This window comes from Acinetobacter sp. GWC1_38_13, from assembly GCF_001767535.1.
GTDB lineage: Bacteria > Pseudomonadota > Gammaproteobacteria > Pseudomonadales > Moraxellaceae > Acinetobacter > Acinetobacter junii.
The window spans coordinates 1-21,904 of record NZ_MELG01000120.1 but is presented as its reverse complement, the minus strand read 5'-3'; the positions used below and the strand labels follow the sequence as shown (position 1 = coordinate 21,904).

The window sequence follows — 21,904 nt, the reverse complement described above, 5'->3', positions numbered from 1 at the left end:
AGGCTAGCCTATGATAGACTAGCCTTTTCTATTTATCGCAATAGATTGAGTGAAACAATGCAACTCAATAAATTTACAGATTATGCACTCAGAATCCTGATGTATGTCGCTCGCCCGAGCGAGATACCTTACACTATTGCTGATATTGCAAAAGATTTGCATGTTTCACAAAACCACCTCGTTAAAATTGTACATTTCATGGGTAAACAACAATGGATTGTTACTACACGAGGCAAAGGCGGTGGAATTCGATTAAATCCCTCAGCACGGACACTTCGACTTGGTGAAATTGTCCGTGTTTTACAAGGTCATCAGCAAATTGTGGAATGCAATAGCCCCCCTTGCGTCTTGCGCTCTCAATGTGGTCTGAAAGGCATTCTCGATCAAGCACTTGAAAGCTTTTATCATAGCTTAGATCAATATACTTTGGGTGAAGTGGTTCAACACGGCATACTCCCATCTTCCACTCGATCAGATATTACATTCTTAGAACTGGTCCAAAAAGCTTAGATTTAGGATGAAGATTCGCACGAATCCAATACATCCTTTATAATGCTTATTGCTATTCAAATTCAAAAGTAAGCTTCTATGCACCGTAGTGAAAAATCGAAAGACACCAAAGCTAGACTCGCACCTAAAGAAAAAATCAGTTATGAGAAAAAGACTGATCCTGCATTAACCGCTTATGCAGTACAGTCTTTGAATTGGTTACGCCAAGCTGAATTTTTAATGAGTGCACCAAAACTTGCTTTGTGCGTTGAAGATACAGGCTATGAGATTGCATTTGCAGGTCGTTCAAATGCGGGAAAATCGAGTGCGATTAATGCCTTAACTAATAAAAAGCAATTGGCACGTGCTTCAAAAAGACCAGGTCGTACCCAAATGATCAACTTTTTTAGCTTGGGTAACCCTGATCAACGTTTGGTAGACTTACCTGGTTATGGCTATGCCGCTGTACCAGAAGCAATGAAAATTGTTTGGCAAAAAGAACTAGAAAATTATTTGATTCATCGCAAAAGCTTACAAGGCTTAGTTTTATTGATGGATATCCGCCATCCTTTACAACACTTTGATTTAATGATGTTGGAATGGGCGCATTCTCGTCATTTATTTGTTCATATTCTTCTCACTAAAGCGGATAAACTGAATCGAGGTCCAGCAAATAAAACCTTGCTCGACGTTAAACAACAATTGAAAAAAATGAAGCTCGACTTCTCAATACAACTATTCTCTTCTCTTAACCGAATTGGTCTAGAGGAATTAGCGAGCGTTATGGGTGGTCGTTTAAATTACACACTTGATCAAACGGTGGAATTTGACCTCGATCAAATCCCAGAAGCATCAGAAATTGACGATAAAGAATAAATTATGCATTTCATGCAACTTGATGCATAAAATAATTTTTAATTGTCCTGAATTGCTAAACACAAACACTAGGTAGTTTTCATATACTGCTTAGTGTTGGTTCATTGCACTATCGATTAGGACTAAAGATGAAATTACTATCATTTGTGAAGAACAAAGTTCTTGGTTCTTCGATTGACTATAAAATTCTCCCTCGAAAAGTAAAATTTGATTGGGAAAAACCCCTGTAGATTGGATTCCAAATCAACCTTTTGCTAGCTATTTTATTAACGAAATTAATAATATTTTGCCTGCTGGTGAGTTCTGGTTTTGCCGTTTGTACAACAAAGTACTTCCCGAAATCACTGATGAAAAATTAAAAGAAGATGTACAAGCTTTTATTCGTCAAGAAGCGATGCATGCTGTTGCTCATACCTCTGCGAATAAAGAATATCTCAACCAACGCAACATCGATATTCAACGCAACTTAGGCATCATGGATTTCTTATTTACCAAAGCTTTAGCTGATAAGCCTTTTGGTAAAGAAGTTCCTAAAATATTAGATCATCAATGGGATTTATTCCGTCTAGGTGTGATTGCAACCGTTGAGAACATGACGTGTGTTCTTGGTAAATACGCACTCTACAACAAACGTTGGGAAGAACTTGGTGCTGATCCTGAGATGATCGATTTAATTAAATGGCATGGTTCTGAAGAAATCGAGCACCGTACCGTTGCATTTGATCTTTATCGTCATTTAGGTGGTAGCTATATTGCACGTTACTACCTCAGCGTTGCGGTAATCGTTCTGGTACTTGGTTTGTGGGTAGATGGTGCTGCTCACATCATGAGCCAAGACCCTCGTTTTGCAGATAAAAAACCAAGTATATTCAAACCATGGATATGGTTAGAATGGTATAAGATTGGTCGTAAAGACAATCAAATTCTTCCAAATCCAATCTGGCTAGTATCACAACAAATTGATTATTTGATGCCTTGGTATGATCCTGTGAAAGAAGGAAGTACCCAAGATGCTGTGAATTATTTAAATAATTCACCTGCTGCTAAGCGTGCACTACAACATGCTGCATAAGTGAAGAGAAAGAAAAAGCAGGAGTTTTCTCCTGCTTTTTTTATGTCCGTACAACTCGATTAACTTGGCTCTATTTCCGTTTGCTTTGCATAACGATCGACAACCACACTGATCATCATATCTCCCTGTACATTAACTACCGTTCGAACGGTATCCAGCAACCGATCTATCGGCAGTAAAATTGCAATCGCTTCCGCAGGTAAACCAACTGATTGCAACACCATTATCATCGTTACCATGCCCGCACTTGGAATCCCTGGCGCACCTAATGATGCAATCATTGCGGTGAGACAGACAATAAACTGTTGGGTTAGGGTTAAATCCAAACCCATTAAATTGGCAATAAAAAGTGCAGCTGCAGCCTCATAAAGTGCGGTACCGTCCATATTTAACTGCGTACCCAAAGGAATTACAAAGCCTGCCGTTTGCGGTCTTACCCCTAAATTCTCTTGTGCGCAACGCATACTCAGTGGCATGGTCGCTGAACTAGAGCTTGTTGCAAATGCCGTCACCAATGCAGCTCGCGCACCTCTGAAGAACGTCAGAGGATTCATTTTTCCAAAAATCCAAAGCAGTGTAGGTAGAACCACCAAGCCATGAAAAATCGTTGTCCCAGTCACCACGAATGCAAACTCAGCAAGACGACTTAATACAGATAAATCCTCAGTCGCAATCAACTTCGCCAATAATGCAAAAATCCCAAGTGGCGCGAGTTTCATTACCCAACTGACAAGCATCATCATCATTTCAAAGAATTGTTGGCTGAGTTGACGAACTGTATTAAAACGCTCACCACCTTTAACGAGAGCAACGCCTAAGAAAAGTGCAAAAACCACAACAGCGAGTACATTCCCTTCACTAAATGCTTTAAAAGGATTGATTAAGGTATTTTGAATAAAATTGGTAAGAAAACTAGAAGGTGTAAGCGTATCAGGCGTTTGATGATTTTGCATTGCTGACTGAAAAAGTGTGATATCAACCCCCTTCCCAACATCAAAAAGATGTGCACAGCCAATCCCTAAGATCAATGCAAGCGTTGTAGTAGTCATACAACTCAAGGCGGTAATCTTCCAAACTCGACCAAACTCCCCTCCAGCTTGTAAATTTGAAACCCCTACAACGATAGAACTAAATATCAAAGGGATCAGCAACATCTTTAACAAACCAATAAAAATGCTACTTAAAATACCTAAAACATATAACGTTGTTTGAGCAAAATCAGCCTGAGGATAGCTAGTCAATAAAAGTCCTAACCCTACTCCCGCGATAGCTGCAATTAAAATTTGGGTATTTAAATTCATTGTGCGTATTAAAAATGAATGCAGTACAGCTACTATGGCATGCTCAAATCTAAGAATCGAGCAATTTTTTGTCACAAGCTTATGACAAAAAAGCCATCATAATGATGGCTTTAATACGATTTCATGCAGAATAATTTCACATTATTGCGTTTCTATTTCTCTGAGCCGAATCAAACCTTCTTGTACTGTACTACAGACTAATTGTCCGTTTTGCCACATTTTTCCAAAGTTCAAGCCACGAGAACTTGCACTAATCGTTGCCTCCATGTCATACAACATCCAATCATCTGCACGCAGAGGTCGATGGAAATAAATCGTATGATCAATACTGGCACATTGTAGATTTGGGGAAATCCAAGACAGACCATGAGGACGCAATGCTGTTGTCATCAAGGTAAAGTCAGAATAAAACGCAACAATCGCTTGATGAAGTGAAATTTCATCAATGTTCGATGGGATTCGATCATGAGTACGAATATAGTGTGCGTAAAAAGGAGCTTCTGGCTGAGGTTGAAACGGATTCATAGGCTGAATTGGTTTAATTTCAACATGACGTTCGCGCATAAAGCTGGCGCGAACATTTTCAGGCACGAAATTCAACATACTTTCTTTCAGTTCTTTTTCTGATTTCAGTGCTTCTGGAGCTGGATACTCAGGCTCTTTATGTTGATAGTTCAAACCTTCTTCAGGATTGGCAAAAGATACCATCGCTGAAAAAATTGTACGCCCATGTTGAATTGCTCGCACTTGACGACTTGCAAAACTTTTTCCATCACGCAATGGATCAACTTCATAAATAATGGGTGCATTTACATCCCCACCATATAAAAAGTAAGCATGCAACGAATGTGCAGGACGATCTGTAGTATACGAAGCAGCTCTTAATGCTTGACCAAGAACCTGTCCACCGAATACTCGTTTACCAACCAAATTGCGGCTGTTACCCCGAAAGATATGATCTTCTATTCTTTCTAAGGTCAAAAGTTCAACAAGTTCTTGAGTCAAAGCATTCATGTAATAACCTTCCAACATCAATCAGGAGAGATCAACGAATTGTTATATTAGTTGATGATTTTGATTGTGCCACAAATTCCAATAAAGATGCTCAGGATAAAATGATTTGTCCGTCACATTAATCCTTATTTATAACCGCTAAAAATACGATTTTTAACGATAAAATCTACCAAATACGCTATATTTTGTCAGAAAATAGCATATCGTTTTATGTAAGAATATCGCAGAATGTCGTGTTCATCATGGCTATATGTCAGGATTATTATTTAGGAGTCTGTAATGTCCAAGACTGGATTTGGTCAAATGTATCGTCAACTTTCGAGTAAGTTACTTGACCTTGTGGTTACCCCACATGTTCTTGGTGAAGTTCCTACAGAATCCACCAAAACAGAGCAGGATACAACCGATTCAAATAAAATTGTATGCTATGTTTTACAAAACTATTCACGCAGTAATGCGCTTGTTGTCGATGGTGAAACTCGTCGCCTTCATCTGAAACCTGCACTAGACCCATTGAGTTTTGGATCATATCAGGAAAAGAACTCAGTATTATTCCTTCATCATAACGAAAATAATTACTTTAATACTCAAACTTTTCCTAGCAAACTTTTACATCTCATTGAAGCCCTCGAAAAACATCCTGAAACTGAAATAGAACTCGTGCCTGTTACGGTATTATGGGGACGTGCGCCTGATAAAGAAGATTCTTGGTTCAAATTACTATTTTCAGATACTTGGGCAACACCAGGTACTGTTAAACAACTTATGAATATCGGCTTACATGGTCGCCAGTCTTATTTGGAATTCCATGAGCCTCAATCATTGAGAGAGTTGGTAGATTATGCCAAGACCAACCACCCAAATCTCTCTCCTGCGACTTATATCGCTAGCTCATTAGATACTTATTTAGATCAGCAACGTGAAGTTGTTTTGGGCCCTGACTTGTCGGATCGTCGTAACGTCATGCAGTCAGTGGTCAAATCTCGTGATGTTCAAGATGCAATCCGTCGTGAAAGTATTCAACACAAAATCAGTATGCTCGAAGCTGAACGACGTGCTATCGGATACGTTAATGAAATCGTATCCGACTACTCAGCTTCAGCCGTTCGTTTTGCTGATATGGCATTAACCCGTTTGTGGACACAACTTTACGATGGTGTCGAAGTTCATAACTTCAGTACAGTTCGTGAACTCGCAAAAGACTATGAAATCATTTACACACCGTGTCACCGCAGTCATATCGACTACTTATTATTGTCATACGTGATTTATAAACGTGGCTTGATGATCCCGTATATTGCTGCTGGCGACAACCTCAATCTTCCATTTGTAGGTCAATTACTTCGTGGCGGTGGTGCATTCTTTATTCGTCGTTCTTTCCGCGGTAATGCACTATATACATCTGTATTTAAAGAATATCTTTACAGCATTTTGTCGCGCAACACCCCGATTGAATACTTTATTGAAGGTGGACGTTCACGAACGGGACGCCTATTGCCACCTAAAACAGGTATGTTAGCCATGACGATTCATGGTCATCTACGTGGACGTGCCAAACCAATTGTATTCGTGCCAACCTATATCGGTTACGAACGCTTGATGGAAGGTTCAACTTACGTTGGCGAGATGCAAGGTAAGCCTAAAGAAGCAGAATCTATTTTTGGTATCTTAAAAACCTTACGCAAAATCGAACGTATTTTTGGTAAGGTACATGTGAATTTTGGTGAGCCTGTTTTCTTAGATGATATTTTGAAGCAGCATCAAGCAGAAAATATCCAAATCGAGAAAAATGATGCACCTATTCCAGCTGAAATTTCGAAAGTCGTTTCTAGCTCAGCAAATCTAATCTTAGAAAATATTAACCGTGCGGTTGTCATTAACCCTGTTTCATTATTATCTCTGATCTTATTGGCAACGCCGAAGCATACGCTTGATGAAGAAATTTGTGCTAAGCAACTTGATATTTATCGTGATTTAGCGACTCAACATCCTTATGATGAACGCACTCAAGTGACTTCATTATCTGGCAAAGAAATTATTGCCTATGGCTTGAAATTAAAACTGATCAAACGTGTTCACCATGTGCTTGGTGATATTATCGCGATTGAAGACAATCAAGCGGTATTGTTGACTTACTTCCGTAATAACATTTTGCATGCTTTTGTTTTACCTTCACTTGTTGCATCTTTAGTGGAACACAACGGAAAGATCAATAAATTAGATTTAAGTAATGTAATTCGTACTTTGTATCCATTCTTAAAAGCTGAATTGTTTATGAAGTGGCAAGCTTCTGAGTTGCAACAACATATCGACAGCTATGTAAATGCTTTGGTTCAAATTGGTTTAATTTTCCAAGACCATGACGGTAACTTATTTAGCCCTACTCCAAACAGTGAAGAGCACCAAAAATTACTGACCTTGGCAATGCCAGTAAAACAAAGTCTTGAACGTTATTATATGACGTTGGCACTGATCACACAGCGAGGTTCAGGCAATATCTCAACCAAACAAGTTGAGGAGTTAAGCCACTTATTAGGTCAGCGCTTATCGGTGTTATATGAATTCAATTCGCCAGAATTCTTTGATAAGGCACTATTCCAAAGCTTTATTAAAGTTCTGACTCAGCAAAACTATATTCGCAACAACGAGCAAGGCTTCATCGAATATGATGATAACTTTAGTGAAATGGCTGCAGGTGCTCAGCTGGTTCTAGATGAAACCACTTTACAGATGCTGCAACATATTACTACGTTTAGTGATGAAGAATTAGCTGCCGCCTTGGAAGCAATGGCTTCTCAGCAAGCGAAACGCCGTCTAAAACGTAAGAAATCATAATCTCAACGTTCATCTCGAAACAAAAAAGCCAAATCTAAGATTTGGCTTTTTTATCTGTGTCATTTGCGACATTCAAGATATTTTGGGTCATCGATACATCGAAGTCGTTTAATCAATTCTACAAAAAAAGCATCGTAGTATCCTTGTTCAACATATCGATTACGGATTTTCGCAACCAATGCTTCATAACCTTGTTTCTCAAAGTCTGAAATATCCGCCCAGTAATAAGCAGGCAAGTGATTTTCCCATTGAATCGCCTGTGCGGCCAATACATTACTATTTTTGACAAACCATGTACGAACATGATGCCCAAAATTTGCAGGATATGATTTTGGTTTAATCACAATATTCCTTGCAAAATAAGCAACTGGGAAATTCACAACCTGTGTTGCTTCACCAAACTCTTTCTTGAGATTGTAAGGCAAAATTCCATAAGCAGGCGCTGCTAGAATATCAATCTTATGTTGTTTAAATAAATCAATTGCATTTGAAAAATCAACATAAGTCGCTTTAGCAGCAACACTTTGGACTAAAGCTTGTTGTGGTGGGTTATCTTCTAGAATCCCTATGCGCTTGTTTTTGAGTTGGGATACTTTACTGATCTGTTGAGTATTCATGATCATATATGCCGTTCCGATTGGAATCATACCAACCACTTCATACTTCGAACTGATCATTCTTTTTGCAACATTCGAATTATTCATGAGTTGCAAAAACATTCGTGCAACACGATTATTCGAAATTAAGCCAATTCCACCAGTGCTTCCCATAAATGAGTTGTAGCGGTAGGTATTAAAGTTTGATGCGACTAAACCTGTACATTTATTTTGCTCAAAAGCCTGAATCGCATCTTTTTCAATTTTAAAATAACTGAATTTTAATTGAACTTGGCTTTGCATGGCATGCAAACGTATATCTTGCAGACGACGGCTGATATCGCCTTTGGAACTCAATGGCTCAAACACACACCAAACCTGCTCACCAGCCCAGCTTGTTGTTCCCATAAATAACAGCAAAATTAAATAAATTATTTTTCTCATATACAACCTTCAACGCCTCACTGTAAACTACGTGCAAACTTAGGCAGTTCCTTAACGGAATGTGTTGGTAAGTATCTATCAAGATTCATACCAACTCTTCAATCATGATCGCAGTTTAATCTAATTATTTTTCATTAATATGTACGAACAGCGCGGCTTCATAGTCATTAAAGCAAATCAAATGGTCAAATTCAAAACCAGTTTTAGCAATTCGAGTCGCATAAATACGCTTTCCAGTGTGCTGTTCAGACTCCAATTTCAATGCTGTCAAACCTAATTTTCGCTGAAACCAAAGCAAAATTTCATGCATCGCTATAGGTCTATTATTACTGAGAATATAACTTGATTCAGGACTTTCCAAAGTCGCCAACAAAGCTAAAAATCGAGCTAAATCATTTATATGAATACGATTACTAAAGTGAATCGTCGGATAGCTCTGTGTACGCTGGGCAAGCTTTTTTAAACGCTCAACGGATACACCATAAATACCTGTTGGACGAACAATCACAGCCTGTTGTGGATAGTAGGATTGCCATAATAACTCCATTTTTCGTAATAGCTTACCTTGTTCATCTATTGGACGTATATCAGACTCATCATCCACAAGCTCTCCTGAGTTTTCACCATAAACGCGTGTTGAAGAGACGATAATGATCCGTTTGACAGGATGATGTTGTAAAGCTTTAGCAATTGGTTCCACACTATCGACATAGATATGTTGATAAGCATCAATTCCACTTTCACTTGGTGAAAGAATCACATACACCACATCAATTGGTTCAAATTCACTTAAATCAAGATGATGGGCATCTTGAATATGGTGTGTTGCGTAATGATCTGTTTTTTCAGTACGGCTAATTGTGCTAATGTGGTGACCTTGCTCAAATAAATGTTTAGCGACACGCTGAGATGTTTTACCATAACCAATAAATAAAATATGCATACCGATCCTTGACCAAAAAATGACTTCAGTCCAGCAATTACAAGGCGTTGGTGCTGCCGCAGCAAGCCTACTAGAAAAGCTCCATATTTTTAGCACGGATGATCTACTGTTTCATCTTCCGCGTGACTATGAAGATCGTAGCACTATTATTCCAATGAATCAGCTGGTTGTTGGACGTAGTTATTTGCTTGAGGGGGAAGTTAAATCTATTGATTTCCCACCAGGAAAAAAGAAATCCTTTGCTGCATTGCTACAAGATGATTTTGGCAAAGTCACCTTACGCTTTTATCATATTTATAAAGGTTTAACGGATCGTATAAAACCAGGTGCTCGTTTAAGAATCTTTGGTGAAGTGCGTATCGGTGCACGAGGCTTAGAACTTTATCATCCTGAAATACAAGTTATTCAACAACATACCGCATTACCCAAAACTCAGTTAACAGCGATATATCCAAGCACTGAAGGTCTAACACAACCTAAGTTGCGTGAATATGTTCGCCAAGCACTGGAACATCATAGCGATGCTTTACCTGAATTACTGCCCGCCAAATACAGTAATGGCTACGAATTAAAAGAAGCTCTGCACTATATTCACGAACCACCGATTGATGCCAATATGGTACAACTCAATCAAGGCTCACATCCTGCACAGCAACGATTGATTTTTGAAGAACTGGTCGCGCATCAAATCAGCTTACTTACACGTCGTGCTTATATTCGACAAATAGCAGCACCTCGCTTTAGCAGCAGCAAAGTTTTAGCAAAGCGCCTTTTAGATGCCCTGCCTTTCCAGATGACCAACGCACAAAAAAGGGTTTCTAAAGAAATTCTACATGATCTGAAGCAAGAACAACCCATGCTGCGTTTAGTTCAAGGAGATGTGGGTGCAGGTAAGACATTGGTTGCAGCCGTTGCAGCATGCCATGCTTTAGAAGCTGAATGGCAAGTGGCGCTGATGGCACCCACCGAAATCTTGGCTGAACAACACTATTTAAATTTCAAACGTTGGTTTGAGCCTTTAGGCATAAAAGTAGCTTGGCTCTCAGGTAAACAAAAAGGTAAAGCACGAACTTTAGCAGAGCAGGAAATTAAAGAAGGTCACTCACAACTCGTTGTCGGAACGCATGCCCTATTCCAAGACAATGTAGAATTCTCGAAGTTAGGCTTAGTGATTATTGATGAACAACACCGCTTTGGGGTAGATCAACGACTTGCATTACGCAATAAAGGCGTTGATCAATTTACACCACATCAATTAGTGATGACAGCGACCCCTATTCCACGCACACTCGCAATGAGTGCTTATGGTGATTTAGATACCTCAATCATTGACGAGCTACCACCTGGACGAACCCCGATTCAAACTGTCACGATTCCTCTTGATCGTCGAGAAGAGGTTTTACAACGTATCGCCAGCAACTGTCGTGAAGGTAAACAAGCCTACTGGGTTTGCACTTTAGTTGAACAATCTGAAACCTTGGATGCCCAAGCAGCAGAAGCAACTTTTCAAGAAATTAAAGAACGCTTCCCTGATCTAAATGTGGGATTAGTACACGGCAAAATGAAAGCTGATGAAAAGCAAGCTGTCATGCAAGCCTTTAAAGACAACCAGTCACAACTTTTGATTGCCACCACAGTGATTGAAGTGGGTGTCGATGTGCCCAATGCATCCATTATGGTGATTGAAAATGCGGAACGACTTGGACTTTCTCAATTACATCAGTTACGTGGTCGAGTTGGTCGCGGTGCAACAGCTAGTTTTTGTGCCCTACTCTACAAAACGCCACTATCACAAAATGGACAAGAACGTCTTTCCATCTTGCGTGAAAGCAACGATGGCTTTGTGATCGCTGAAAAAGATTTGGAAATACGTGGTCCAGGTGAATTACTAGGTACCAAGCAAACTGGTGATATGGGGTTTCGTGTCGCACGCTTAGAACGTGATGACCATTTGCTCACCCAAGCACATTATGTTGCTGAACAATTACTCAAAGATTATCCACAACATGCTGAAGGACTATTAAAACGCTGGCTACCTGAAGCACCTCGATACGCTTATGTTTAAATTATTGAGCCGAGGAGCACAACAAGTTGCTGATTATTTCACAGCATGTCACTTATGCGATATTGGTGTCAGAGCACACCATGGTGTTTGTCAAAGTTGCTGGCAACAATTACCATGGTTAAAACATAAAATCGAACGACATCAGCAAGATATACTTGTTGCCTGTCATTATGAATATCCGATCAGCCAACTCATTCAACAATTTAAATACGAGCAACAGTTACATCATCTTCGATTACTTAGCGGACTATTACTGGAACTTAAGCTGCCAAAAGTACATGCCATCGTACCAATGCCTATTTCAAATGATCGACTGATGGAAAGAGGTTTCAATCAATCACTTTTAATCGCTAAGGAACTGAGCAAAGTATTGAATATTCCAGTATGGCAGCCCGTGCAACGACTAGCCCAACATTCTCAAAAAGGTTTAAGCCGCTTAGAGCGACTGGAAAATATAGAAGATCAATTTGTCGCTAAAACACATCTTCAATTGATTTATAGAAAAGTGCTGATTATTGATGATGTCGTGACCACAGGCAGCTCTATCAATGCCCTCAGTCTAGTATTAAAACAGTTGGGGTGCCAACATATATACTCAGCCTGTTTAGCCGCTGGTGGTGTTAAACAGGCAAATCATGATGTTATTGCTTAAGACACCAAGGAATGACAACCTCGGTAGTTAATGGTGCAAGCAAAATAGACTCTTCATGTAAATCAATCCATTTCATTTCCGCGATTTCAGCCGCAATTTCAGGTTGTTGATGGAGTTCGACAACAAACAGATGGCTAATTAATTGATGATCAGGTTCATTTGCTGTTGCTGTCTCATATCGCCCCAAATACTGCTTGATGTCACAAGTAGACCCAATCTCTTCTAAAATTTCGCGCTGAATTGCTATTTCAGGCGCTTCATTGGGTTCAAGCTTTCCGCCAACTTGCATAAACACACGCGTGTTCTTTTTTCTTACCAATAACAACTCATTTTTGTCATTCATGATAATGGCAGCAGCGACAGTGATTGTTTTCAAAGGTTATCCTCAAGCTTGAATTTCATTGCGAGACGTCCATTTCGGAACTGCGGGTTGATATTTCTGAAATGCCGCTAAAATATCATGAATATTATCAGACACAATCAAGGTATCTACAAATCGAGCTTGGCTAAAACCATGCTCAACTGAAGTTTGTAACATTTTAATCAGATCATCATAAAAGCCATTAATATTTAAAAATGCACAAGGCTTTTGGTGAATCCCTAATTGATTCCATGTCCACTGCTCGAAAATTTCTTCCAAAGTCCCTGCACCGCCAGGTAATGCAATAAAACCATCTGCCAATTCAGCCATCTTGGTTTTTCGTTCATGCATATCTTTCACAACATATAGTTCGCTAAGTTCAGCATGCGCAAGCTCACGATCAACCAAAGCTTCAGGAATAACACCAATCACTTTGCCACCTGCTTCAAGCGCACTATTGGCAACCACACCCATTAAGCCAGAACGACCACCACCATAAACAAGGGTCAAACCTTGTTCAGCAATTATTTGACCTGTTGCTTGAGTGATTTGTTCATAAACCACATCATTACCGAGAGAAGAACCGCAAAAAACACATATAGAATTCATACAATTAAAACCGTTTTATATAACTGTCATGCTGATAAAGTAGGCTATGAAACAAGATTTTTGACAAAATAGCGTTTAGGCAAGTGTTTTTAGTTCAATCCTTGTCTAAAATACACGCTGACTTTCATAAACTGCGCGAGGAAAAAAGACATGCTTGAAGCCTTTTATGCCACAGAGCGCGGTAGTCTAGAAGATGCAACGATCAATGGGAGTTTTGATCTGCATCCTGAATTAGTTTGGATTGATTTAATCGCTCCATCACAAGAAGAACAACAATGGGTACTTGATGCTTATGAGCGCAACTTACCTACTCTTAAATCACTTGAAGACATTTCCTCATCCGCACGATTTTACCGTGATGATGATGGTATTTTGCATATCAGCACATATTTTTTAACAAAGAATAAAAATTATCAGGTAGATGGTGATACTGACGACTCATTACATATGCTTGCAATGGTACAAACCGTCGCATTTATTTTGCATAAAGATCGTTTATTTACCATGCGTGGTGAGAAGCTCGTCGCTTTCCGTGCATTCCGTGCCCGTGCGCGTCGCAATGACTATGATATGGACTATAAAGATCCGACGTGGATCTTATTAGGGTTACTAGAAGCAAAGCTTGATGAACTTGCGGATATCTTAGAAGATATCCACAAAGACTTAGAAAGATACTCCACAGAAGTACTCAATAATCATCATCGTGAAAAGATCTTAGATCTAGATGACATGATTACACGCCTAGCACAACAAGAAGATATGCTTGGAAAAGCACAATTATGTTTGATTGATTTGCGTCGAGTTCTTACCTTTTTATCTCGCCCGCGTGCATTAGGCAGTCATATCTATGATGCAGATATTCGAGAATTAAGCGAGGATGTACGCTCACTGGTCGAGCACGATGCTTTCTTATTCCAAAAAGTACGATTCTTACTCGATACCACTTCTGGGTTCATTAACACTGAACAGAATGACACGATTCGTCGATTCTCTATTTTACCAAGTATGCTTGCACCACCTATGCTGATTGCAAGTATTTATGGGATGAATACAGATGAATTACCATTTGCTCACGGAAGTTTAAGCTTTCTCATCGTCGCTGGCATATTAATGGCTTTCTTAGTACTACCAATGGTCTACTTCAGATGGAAGAAATGGATATAAAATGAAAGGGTTATTCCTTTGTATAGGCATAACTCTTTCGATACCCACAACTTTTGCCTGCGCACCGCTTTCCCCTAATGATGTGTTTATTGCCCGCGTTAAGTCTGTTCAGAAGATCAATTCAATTAATCATACTAAATTTAAATTACAGCACCCTGACTTTGTATTTAAAAATTTGTTATCTAAAATCATTTCACCAAGACCTAAAGAATGGATGAGTGATTTTCCAATTAAAACGATAAAAACGAATGACTTAATTATGGGCTTAGCATACCCATCAAATCATAATACATCCCAAAAATATCAAATTGTTTCTTTAGCATTATTAGATTGCAAAGAAAATACCATATCGATTGATCTTCCTATTGCACCATTTACCGCATGGAATAGAAGAATTAAAGGCTGTAATAATGAATCATCTATCAGATTACTAGATGGTTTTTTAGAACATGACGAAAGCTTTTATTTAAAAAAACTACATCAAAAATATCCAACTTGCGAAGCTCTTTTTTCAGCTTATCCCAAATAATACCAATAAAAAAGAGAGCTAAAATAGCTCTCTTTTTCTAATCCACAAAATCAATTAAATTAACTTCAAGTCATCTTGTAGATGGCAAGCTTGGATGATCTTTAACATCTTTTCAGAAACATTTTTAAAATGTAATCCTTTACTCTCTGGAGTTTGACGTAACCATTGCACCAAAACAGCCAAAGATAAAGTATTACCATTTTCAAGCTGAGCAAGGTCAACAACTAAAGGAAAACTTTGATGTTGCTGAATATATGCTAAACCTGATTGATAAACTTGCTCTGCATTTTCAAAATCAATCGTCTTAGGAACGACGAGTTGTTGGTCGATATATTGAATCACCCGTCACCTACTTATTTTTTATTTACAGCTGCATCAGCATCTGGTTTAAAGGTCGCAATCGCTTTATCAATATTTCCACCATTGCGCTGAACTGTAGCAGCAAACTGGTTACGGAATTGTAAGCCTAGATCAATACCAGAAACATTGATATTACGCACTTTCCATTGATCTCCTTTGTCCGTTAATTGGAATGACACAGGGATCTTCTCACCATTATGCATAAAGTCTAAAGTCACCACAGGATTTTTGCTGTTAGTCGACTTAAACGGACGCATTGTATAACTTTCATTAGTATATTTCGCGAAAGCACCACCATAGTTTTCGATAATCACTTCACGGAAGTTTTTCTCAAATTGAGCACGTTGTGCAGCATTCGTGTATTGGTTATTTGCATAAGTACCCAATACGATACGAGTAAATGCTTGCGAATCTACATATGGATCAAGATTTTGACGGATAATCGTTCTGACCAAAGCTGGATTGTTTTGCAACTTCGGTTTATCAGCTTTCAAACGAGTAATTAAACCATCTGCAACACGTTTTACGAAATCAGGTGGGGTCTCTTTTGGCGCTGCAAAAGCGGCACTCGCAAGCATTGTCGATAATACGCTTGCTGTCAGTGTCTGTTTCAATAATGTATTCACTTCAATCTCCTAACCTGAATTACTCAACAAACGAAGGTTCTGCATCATCCGTAGCAGGTTGAGAAGCTGAACTTTCTGTTGATGAGCTTGATGTGGATTTACCCGCACCACCAGTAATAAATTTACTGATTAAATCTTCTAAATCCATTGTGCCTTGAGTGTTTGAAACGACGTCACCACGTTTCAAGTAGTTGACACCACCACCTGGTACGACTTTCAAATATTTTTCACCCAATAAGCCATTGGTTGCTACCATTATATAAGCATCTTCGTCCAGACTCGTGATGGAGGTCATGTTACCGATCAGTTGCTGTTCCATTTCTTTTTGTTTCGCAGCATCAGCTTGTTGATAATCAGAGCTATAGCGTAATTCCTCAAGTGCATTCTTCTGAACTTCTTTTAACTGCTCAGCATTAAAGCTCGTTAACTTACCATCTAATTCGAATTTCACAGTCGCTAAACGTGTGATTGGATCTAATGTAATAGATTCAACACGACCAATCGTTACACCACTCATCGTAACTTTTGCACGTGGTTTTAAACCATTCACATTGTCAAACTGCGCTGTCATGCTGTAGCTATCACGTAAATTTGTGCCAACTAAACCACTGACTTTCATTGCAAGAAAAAATAGAGCGATACCGAAGATAATGACAAAAATACCTACGGCCAGCTCACTAGTACGTGATTTCATTAAATCCCTCCGAACATGACCGCAGTCAACACGAAATCAAAACCTAATACACAAAGTGAAGAATACACGACCGTTCTCGTCATCGACGTCGCAATACCTTCTGGAGTTGGATCGCAGGCATAACCTTGATATACCGCTACCCATGTACAAATCAATGCGAACACTACGCTTTTGATAATGCCATTAACAACATCATGTCCAAATTGCACACTACTTTGCATTCCACCCCAAAATGAACCTTCGTCCACTCCGAGGAAATCAACACCAACTAATTTTCCACCGACAATACCAATTGCAGCAAAAATGACAGTCAGCATCGGTAAACTTACAATACCTGCCCATAAACGTGGTGAAACGATTTGCTTTAACGGATCAACACCAATCATTTCCATACTGGCAAGCTGTTCGCTCTGTTTCATCGAACCGATTTCAGCAGTAAGCGCCGAACCAGCACGTCCTGCAAATAATAATGCAGCGACTACAGGTGCAAGCTCACGAAGTAATGTCAAAGACACCATCGTCCCTAACATTGCTTCACTACCGACATTCACCAAAATCGAATAGCCTTGTAAACCCAGTACCAAACCAATGAATAAACCAGAGACAGAGATAATCAATAATGACATCACTCCGACACGGTACATTTGGTAGATAAAACGCTGAAATCCGCCTTTGGATGGCATTGAAAATAAAATCTGAATCAACATTAGTGACGCTGCACCAATGCCTTTCACCCGCTCAATAACGAGTCTACCTAACCAGGCAATCGTATTCATGGACGAACCTCGTTATCTAAATAAGCTTGATGAGTAAATTGATATTCGACAGGTCCTTCAGCTGATCCTGTTAAAAATTGGCGCACAAATGGTGAAGCATGATTTTCTAATTGTTCAGGTGTACCTTCACCCTGAATTTTACCTTCAGCAACAACATAAATATAATCAGCAATCGATAAGGTCTCTGCCACATCGTGCGATACGATAATCGTTGTTAAATCTAATGCTTCACGTAAAGAACGAATTAATCGAGTTAAAACACCTTTCACAATCGGGTCTTGCCCAGCAAAAGGTTCATCATACATAATCAATTCTGGATCAAGTGCAATCGCACGTGCTAAAGCAACACGACGATTCATACCTCCAGAAAGTTCTGATGGCATTAATTGTTCTGCACCGCGTAAACCAACAGATTCAAGCTTTAAGGCAACAAGCTCTGCAATGATATGTTCAGGTAACTTCGTATGAGCTCGTATCGGAAATGCAACATTTTCATATACCGACATATCAGTAAACAGCGCACCACTTTGAAATAACATTCCCATACGCGCACGAGCTGTAAATAGCTCAGGACGAGACATTGCTGCTATATTTTTACCATCGATTAAAACCTCACCCCGATCAGGAGTTAATTGTCCACCAATGAGTCTTAATAATGTTGTCTTACCTGTACCTGACGGCCCCATGATTGCAGTAATCTGACCACGTCGAATTTTGAGACAAACATCATCATAAATGACACGTTCCCCTCGATTAAAGCTCAAGTGTTTAACTTCAATTAAGGCTTCAGTATCGCGAGGAGTTTTATTATTCATAAGGGCATTCATTCCTGCACTTTTTATGCACGCATACTATACACTGAAAGATTAAGCACTTGTTTTTATTTTGATAAGGGATGTATCAAGATTATTTAATTTATGTAGTTATTCTTAGACGCGGATTCACTCGCAACATGCATCGTATTATTGGCATTAAAACTGTCAGAATTGTTTTCATCAAACAATGCATATGCAAAGAATAATCCATTACATAACATGAGAATGACAAATAGACACGGTAGCCCTTCATTGCAAACGAAAGACCATGCTTGAGCAACAAAACTGTTATTTTGCTTAATATTATTCATTTTTTATATAAAATTTGAACTAAAACACATTTTTCCAGATTCTACATGAATATCAAGTAATAAAAAAGCCAGTTTTTCAACTGGCTTCTTCATTTTATCGTTTTTTAACGATTAGAAGTCGTTTTTACGACGACGGTCGCCACCGAAAGTTTCTTCACGTGTACCGCGTACTGGACGATCTTCACCAAATTTACGCTTAGGACGGTCTTCACCACCGAATGTACGTTTTGGACGATCTTCACCACCAAAGCTACGCTTTGGACGGTCACCGAAGCCACCTTCACGTTGAGGTGCTGGACGATCACCAAAATCACGTTTTGGACGATCACCGAAGCTACCTTCACGACGTGGTTTATAATCTACACGATTACCACGGTTGTCATCATTCGAGTCAAAACGTGGTTTATCGTTGTAGCCACCTTCACGACGTGGACGATCAGAATTGAATTCACGACGTGGGCGATCTTCACCACCAAATGTACGCTTTGGACGATCATCAAAACCACCTTCGCGGCGTGGACGATCAGAATTGAATTCGCGACGTGGACGATCTTCACCACCAAATGTACGCTTTGGACGATCATCAAAACCACCTTCGCGGCGTGGACGATCAGAATTGAATTCGCGACGTGGACGATCTTCACCACCAAATGATGGACGTTCACCACGTGGTTTATCATCGAAGCTACGACGTGGACGATCATCACCACCTTCACGACGTTTGAAATTGCTTTCGCCTTCAAAACGACGACCGCCACCAAAACCACCACGACCACGACCGCCGCCATCACGACCACCGCGACCACGACCGCCGCCATCACGACCTGAACGTGCAGGAGGTGGAGATGGCTCTAAACCTTCAATTTCAGACACATTTAAACGTGCATCTAAATAATCTTCTAAAGCACGGATTTTGCCACGCTCACGATAAGTCGCAAGTGTAATCGCCTGACCTGTACGACCCGCACGACCTGTACGACCAATACGGTGTACATAGTCTTCATTTTTCATCGGTAAACCGAAGTTAATTACGTGAGAAATGGTTGGTACGTCTAAACCACGTGCCGCAACATCAGTTGCAACTAAGATTTTTGCACGACCTTCACGAATACTACGTAAACGACGGTTACGAACTGTTTGTGGCATAGCACCATGCAATGCAACAACTGAGTGGCCTGCTTCAGCCAATTCTTCAGCAAGCATGTCTGTATCTTCTTGCGTGCTTGCAAATACAACAGCTTGATCTACTGACTCGTCAGATAACCAGTGTGTAAGTAATTTTTTCTTATGCTCAAAACCATCAGTCCAATGTAATGTTTGAGTTACATCAGTATTAGTACTGTGGCCTGTTTCGATTGCGATACGTTGTGGATCATTCATCATACGTTCAGCAAGACGAATAATACGATCAGCAAAAGTAGCAGAGAACATTAATGTTTGATTACGGTTTGCAGCTAACTCACCAATTGCTTCTAGATCTTCAGAGAAACCTAGATCAAGCATACGGTCAGCTTCATCGACGATTAAAGATTCAACTTTATCAAGTTTCAATTGACGACGATTAACCAAGTCAAGTAAACGACCTGGAGTAGCAACAATAACTTGCGCGCCTTTAAGCTGTTGAATTTGCTTACCAAAAGGCATACCACCCATAATTGCAGCAATACGAACACCTTTCATATGACGTACAAATGCAATCGCATCTTGGCTTACTTGTTGAGCCAATTCACGCGTTGGGCATAAAACTAAAATGCTTGGTTGGGTAATCGCTTTCATGCGCTCTTTAAATGGCACGAAAGTTTCTTGACCAGTTAAAGCGTTTAATGTTGGGAGTAAAAATGCTGCTGTCTTACCAGAACCAGTCTGGCTAGAAACTAATAGATCTTTTCCTTCTAACGCAGCTGGAATCGCTTGTTCTTGCACAGGAGTTGGACTAGTAAAACCTAAACCTTCTAGGGCTTGTTGTAAGGTTTCGTGCAAAGAAAATTCGGCAAAAGTTTTGCTCATAGAGAGTTTCACCCTAATGGGTGCTCCATTTTAATAAATACAAAAAATAGACATCGGCAAAAAGCGGCAAAGCGACTCAAGCTGAAAATATATGAAATTCAGCGGCAATCCGAATAACGACGATGTGGACTAACGCACGCTTGATTACTGCCTCAACCTGAAGAATCGCTAAGCGATTTGGGCGCAAGATGTGGTCCTCTCTATGGACAGCGTGCGCATAATATGAATAGAACTGAATGTTCAGGTAATGAACTGGAATTTAAGTGCGTGGGCGGATTATAGCAGAATAATTTTAAAAGTCACCCTTTTTAATAGGTTTTTCTACTGGATCACCTTTATTATTTGTATCTGACCGATTAAAGAAGATGAAATTATAAAAATAACTCCTTCATTATGATCAGATCATAATAAAAAACCCTCAAATTATTGAGGGTTTTTTAATCTAAAATTTATTTTGCAGCTTCGCTCCATGCTGGAACTACTGCTTGCATTAGTGGTTTTAACATTTTCATTGAGCAAGCAATGACTTGACCATTTTCCATTGAATCATTACCACCACGAGCATCCACAACCACACCGCCCGCTTCTTTAACAATTAATTCGCCTGCAGCGATATCCCATGGTTTTAAACCTAATTCAAAGAAACCATCAAAACGACCCGCAGCAACATATGCCAAATCTAAAGCGGCTGAACCTGCACGACGAATTTGAGCACCAGATTTTGTGACTGCCAATAACGAAGCAAAGTGTTGTTCTGCATAAGAAACAATTTCACCATTACGCTTCGCGTGATAAGGATGACCGACTGCTAGGAATGTTTTATCTAAAGTATCTTTGACATTTGCACGAATACGGCGTTGATTCATCACTGCACCGCGACCACGACTAGCTGAAAATAACTCATCACGTACTGGATCATAGATCACACCGTGTTGTGTCACGCCTTTGTGTTGTACAGCGATAGAAATACAAAAGTGAGGGAAACCATTGATAAAGTTTTGAGTACCATCTAAAGGATCAATCACCCAACACCAATCAGCGTCGTGACCTTTACCTTCTTGCATACCAAACTCTTCACCAAGGAAGCTATGATTTTTATAGCTTTTGCGAAGTGTATCTATTGTAAGTTGTTCCAAATAACGATCAACACGTGTTACTGGACCATCAATGCCTTTTTCTTCAACTTGTAAATCGAGTTTATGACGATTTTGATGTGCCTTTAAAAGCTCTTGACCAACTGTTTGAGCCGCACGCGCAGCCATAACCACCATAGGTTCCATTGAACACCCACTACAAATTTGAAGATTTTGACAAAGAATAATGCATAAAAGCCCTTACATTCTATCAAATATAAGGGCTTTTAGG

20 protein-coding genes and 1 pseudogene are annotated in these 21,904 nt (G+C 39.6%); 8 read left to right on the top strand and 13 right to left on the bottom strand.

All coding sequences use genetic code 11. From position 1 onward, the window contains the following. Window positions 1-57 precede the first annotated feature (57 nt). From A2003_RS13215 to A2003_RS13205, 3 genes and pseudogenes are all read left to right on the top strand, one after another. Window positions 58-510 (top strand): RrF2 family transcriptional regulator, encoded by a 453-nt coding sequence (locus tag A2003_RS13215; RefSeq protein ID WP_004964344.1) that lies wholly within the window; start codon window positions 58-60, stop codon window positions 508-510. A gap of 78 nt (window positions 511-588) precedes the next feature. After that, entirely contained in the window at window positions 589-1,365 is a 777-nt protein-coding gene (gene yihA / locus A2003_RS13210) for a ribosome biogenesis GTP-binding protein YihA/YsxC (protein WP_112987451.1), read from the top strand. Between the two features lie 128 nt (window positions 1,366-1,493). Beyond that, window positions 1,494-2,437, top strand: a pseudogene (locus tag A2003_RS13205) (metal-dependent hydrolase). A 59-nt stretch (window positions 2,438-2,496) separates the two neighbouring features. On the opposite strand, the gene A2003_RS13200 reads toward A2003_RS13205, so the two are convergent. Next, a complete protein-coding gene (locus tag A2003_RS13200; protein WP_112987452.1) occupies window positions 2,497-3,738 on the bottom strand; it encodes a dicarboxylate/amino acid:cation symporter in 1,242 nt (413 codons plus the stop codon). A 141-nt stretch (window positions 3,739-3,879) separates the two neighbouring features. After that, window positions 3,880-4,752, bottom strand: a complete 873-nt coding sequence (locus A2003_RS13195) for an acyl-CoA thioesterase (protein ID WP_004909395.1) — start codon at window positions 4,750-4,752, stop codon at window positions 3,880-3,882. A 279-nt stretch (window positions 4,753-5,031) separates the two neighbouring features. On the opposite strand from A2003_RS13195, the gene plsB reads away from it, so the two are divergent. Then, complete coding sequence (plsB, locus tag A2003_RS13190; protein WP_112987453.1) at window positions 5,032-7,587, top strand: glycerol-3-phosphate 1-O-acyltransferase PlsB; 2,556 nt, start codon at window positions 5,032-5,034, stop codon at window positions 7,585-7,587. Window positions 7,588-7,646: 59 nt separating this feature from the next. Here the strand turns inward: plsB and A2003_RS13185 are convergent, their stop codons facing one another. Then, a complete protein-coding gene (locus A2003_RS13185; protein ID WP_112987454.1) occupies window positions 7,647-8,627 on the bottom strand; it encodes a putative solute-binding protein in 981 nt (326 codons plus the stop codon). Window positions 8,628-8,751: 124 nt separating this feature from the next. Then, window positions 8,752-9,570 carry an NAD-dependent epimerase/dehydratase family protein gene (locus A2003_RS13180; RefSeq protein WP_112987455.1) on the bottom strand — a complete coding sequence of 273 codons (819 nt, stop codon included), beginning with the start codon at window positions 9,568-9,570 and terminating at the stop codon, window positions 8,752-8,754. Window positions 9,571-9,589: 19 nt separating this feature from the next. Here A2003_RS13180 and recG point away from each other — a divergent pair, with 19 nt between their 5' ends. Together recG and A2003_RS13170 are read left to right on the top strand one after the other, a co-directional pair. Continuing rightward, window positions 9,590-11,635 carry an ATP-dependent DNA helicase RecG gene (recG, locus tag A2003_RS13175; protein WP_112987456.1) on the top strand — a complete coding sequence of 682 codons (2,046 nt, stop codon included), beginning with the start codon at window positions 9,590-9,592 and terminating at the stop codon, window positions 11,633-11,635. After that, window positions 11,628-12,287: a ComF family protein gene (locus A2003_RS13170; protein ID WP_112987457.1), complete on the top strand. Its 660-nt coding sequence runs from the start codon at window positions 11,628-11,630 to the stop codon at window positions 12,285-12,287. Before recG ends, A2003_RS13170 begins: the two co-directional genes overlap by 8 nt. On the opposite strand, the gene A2003_RS13165 is transcribed toward A2003_RS13170, so the two are convergent. Both A2003_RS13165 and A2003_RS13160 read right to left on the bottom strand, forming a co-directional pair. Beyond that, a complete protein-coding gene (locus tag A2003_RS13165) occupies window positions 12,277-12,663 on the bottom strand; it encodes an NUDIX hydrolase (protein WP_005403262.1) in 387 nt (128 codons plus the stop codon). The genes A2003_RS13170 and A2003_RS13165 overlap by 11 nt on opposite strands. 9 nt (window positions 12,664-12,672) lie before the next feature. Then, window positions 12,673-13,257, bottom strand: a complete 585-nt coding sequence (locus tag A2003_RS13160; protein ID WP_004964372.1) for an LOG family protein — start codon at window positions 13,255-13,257, stop codon at window positions 12,673-12,675. Window positions 13,258-13,407: 150 nt separating this feature from the next. Here A2003_RS13160 and A2003_RS13155 point away from each other — a divergent pair, with 150 nt between their 5' ends. Together A2003_RS13155 and A2003_RS13150 are read left to right on the top strand one after the other, a co-directional pair. Further along, complete coding sequence (locus tag A2003_RS13155; protein WP_112987458.1) at window positions 13,408-14,421, top strand: magnesium and cobalt transport protein CorA; 1,014 nt, start codon at window positions 13,408-13,410, stop codon at window positions 14,419-14,421. Between the two features lies 1 nt (window position 14,422). Beyond that, complete coding sequence (locus A2003_RS13150) at window positions 14,423-14,950, top strand: hypothetical protein (protein ID WP_112987459.1); 528 nt, start codon at window positions 14,423-14,425, stop codon at window positions 14,948-14,950. Between the two features lie 54 nt (window positions 14,951-15,004). Here the strand turns inward: A2003_RS13150 and A2003_RS13145 are convergent, their stop codons facing one another. From A2003_RS13145 to A2003_RS13115, 7 genes are all read right to left on the bottom strand, one after another. After that, window positions 15,005-15,292: an STAS domain-containing protein gene (locus A2003_RS13145; protein ID WP_004964385.1), complete on the bottom strand. Its 288-nt coding sequence runs from the start codon at window positions 15,290-15,292 to the stop codon at window positions 15,005-15,007. Between the two features lie 11 nt (window positions 15,293-15,303). Beyond that, the gene (locus A2003_RS13140) at window positions 15,304-15,936 is read right to left on the bottom strand and encodes an MlaC/ttg2D family ABC transporter substrate-binding protein (RefSeq protein WP_004909421.1); all 633 of its coding nucleotides are present in this window, start codon (window positions 15,934-15,936) and stop codon (window positions 15,304-15,306) included. A gap of 19 nt (window positions 15,937-15,955) precedes the next feature. Next, the gene (gene mlaD, locus A2003_RS13135) at window positions 15,956-16,630 is read right to left on the bottom strand and encodes an outer membrane lipid asymmetry maintenance protein MlaD (RefSeq protein ID WP_004909422.1); all 675 of its coding nucleotides are present in this window, start codon (window positions 16,628-16,630) and stop codon (window positions 15,956-15,958) included. Beyond that, a complete protein-coding gene (gene mlaE / locus A2003_RS13130) occupies window positions 16,630-17,406 on the bottom strand; it encodes a lipid asymmetry maintenance ABC transporter permease subunit MlaE (RefSeq protein ID WP_004909424.1) in 777 nt (258 codons plus the stop codon). Before mlaE ends, mlaD begins: the two co-directional genes overlap by 1 nt. Then, window positions 17,403-18,221 (bottom strand): ABC transporter ATP-binding protein, encoded by an 819-nt coding sequence (locus A2003_RS13125; RefSeq protein WP_004909426.1) that lies wholly within the window; start codon window positions 18,219-18,221, stop codon window positions 17,403-17,405. The genes mlaE and A2003_RS13125 overlap by 4 nt, the downstream gene beginning before the upstream one ends. Window positions 18,222-18,643: 422 nt before the next feature. Next, window positions 18,644-20,539: a DEAD/DEAH box helicase gene (locus A2003_RS13120; RefSeq protein ID WP_286687480.1), complete on the bottom strand. Its 1,896-nt coding sequence runs from the start codon at window positions 20,537-20,539 to the stop codon at window positions 18,644-18,646. Window positions 20,540-20,988: 449 nt separating this feature from the next. Beyond that, window positions 20,989-21,819, bottom strand: a complete 831-nt coding sequence (locus tag A2003_RS13115; RefSeq protein WP_286687479.1) for an inositol monophosphatase family protein — start codon at window positions 21,817-21,819, stop codon at window positions 20,989-20,991. Window positions 21,820-21,904: the final 85 nt, after the last annotated feature.

Excerpts from the sequence above, each read along its gene's own strand:
- A2003_RS13185 (WP_112987454.1), bottom strand. The coding sequence starts at position 8,627 with ATGAGAAAAATAATTTATTTAATTTTGCTGTTATTTATGGGAACAACA.
- mlaD (WP_004909422.1), bottom strand. The coding sequence starts at position 16,630 with ATGAAATCACGTACTAGTGAGCTGGCCGTAGGTATTTTTGTCATTATC.
- A2003_RS13170 (WP_112987457.1), top strand. The coding sequence starts at position 11,628 with ATGTTTAAATTATTGAGCCGAGGAGCACAACAAGTTGCTGATTATTTC.
- A2003_RS13195 (WP_004909395.1), bottom strand. The coding sequence starts at position 4,752 with ATGAATGCTTTGACTCAAGAACTTGTTGAACTTTTGACCTTAGAAAGA.
- A2003_RS13150 (WP_112987459.1), top strand. The coding sequence starts at position 14,423 with ATGAAAGGGTTATTCCTTTGTATAGGCATAACTCTTTCGATACCCACA.
- plsB (WP_112987453.1), top strand. The coding sequence starts at position 5,032 with ATGTCCAAGACTGGATTTGGTCAAATGTATCGTCAACTTTCGAGTAAG.
- A2003_RS13115 (WP_286687479.1), bottom strand. The coding sequence starts at position 21,819 with ATGGAACCTATGGTGGTTATGGCTGCGCGTGCGGCTCAAACAGTTGGT.
- recG (WP_112987456.1), top strand. The coding sequence starts at position 9,590 with ATGACTTCAGTCCAGCAATTACAAGGCGTTGGTGCTGCCGCAGCAAGC.
- A2003_RS13120 (WP_286687480.1), bottom strand. The coding sequence starts at position 20,539 with ATGAGCAAAACTTTTGCCGAATTTTCTTTGCACGAAACCTTACAACAA.
- A2003_RS13215 (WP_004964344.1), top strand. The coding sequence starts at position 58 with ATGCAACTCAATAAATTTACAGATTATGCACTCAGAATCCTGATGTAT.
- A2003_RS13180 (WP_112987455.1), bottom strand. The coding sequence starts at position 9,570 with ATGCATATTTTATTTATTGGTTATGGTAAAACATCTCAGCGTGTCGCT.
- A2003_RS13125 (WP_004909426.1), bottom strand. The coding sequence starts at position 18,221 with ATGAATAATAAAACTCCTCGCGATACTGAAGCCTTAATTGAAGTTAAA.
- A2003_RS13200 (WP_112987452.1), bottom strand. The coding sequence starts at position 3,738 with ATGAATTTAAATACCCAAATTTTAATTGCAGCTATCGCGGGAGTAGGG.
- A2003_RS13155 (WP_112987458.1), top strand. The coding sequence starts at position 13,408 with ATGCTTGAAGCCTTTTATGCCACAGAGCGCGGTAGTCTAGAAGATGCA.
- mlaE (WP_004909424.1), bottom strand. The coding sequence starts at position 17,406 with ATGAATACGATTGCCTGGTTAGGTAGACTCGTTATTGAGCGGGTGAAA.
- A2003_RS13160 (WP_004964372.1), bottom strand. The coding sequence starts at position 13,257 with ATGAATTCTATATGTGTTTTTTGCGGTTCTTCTCTCGGTAATGATGTG.
- yihA (WP_112987451.1), top strand. The coding sequence starts at position 589 with ATGCACCGTAGTGAAAAATCGAAAGACACCAAAGCTAGACTCGCACCT.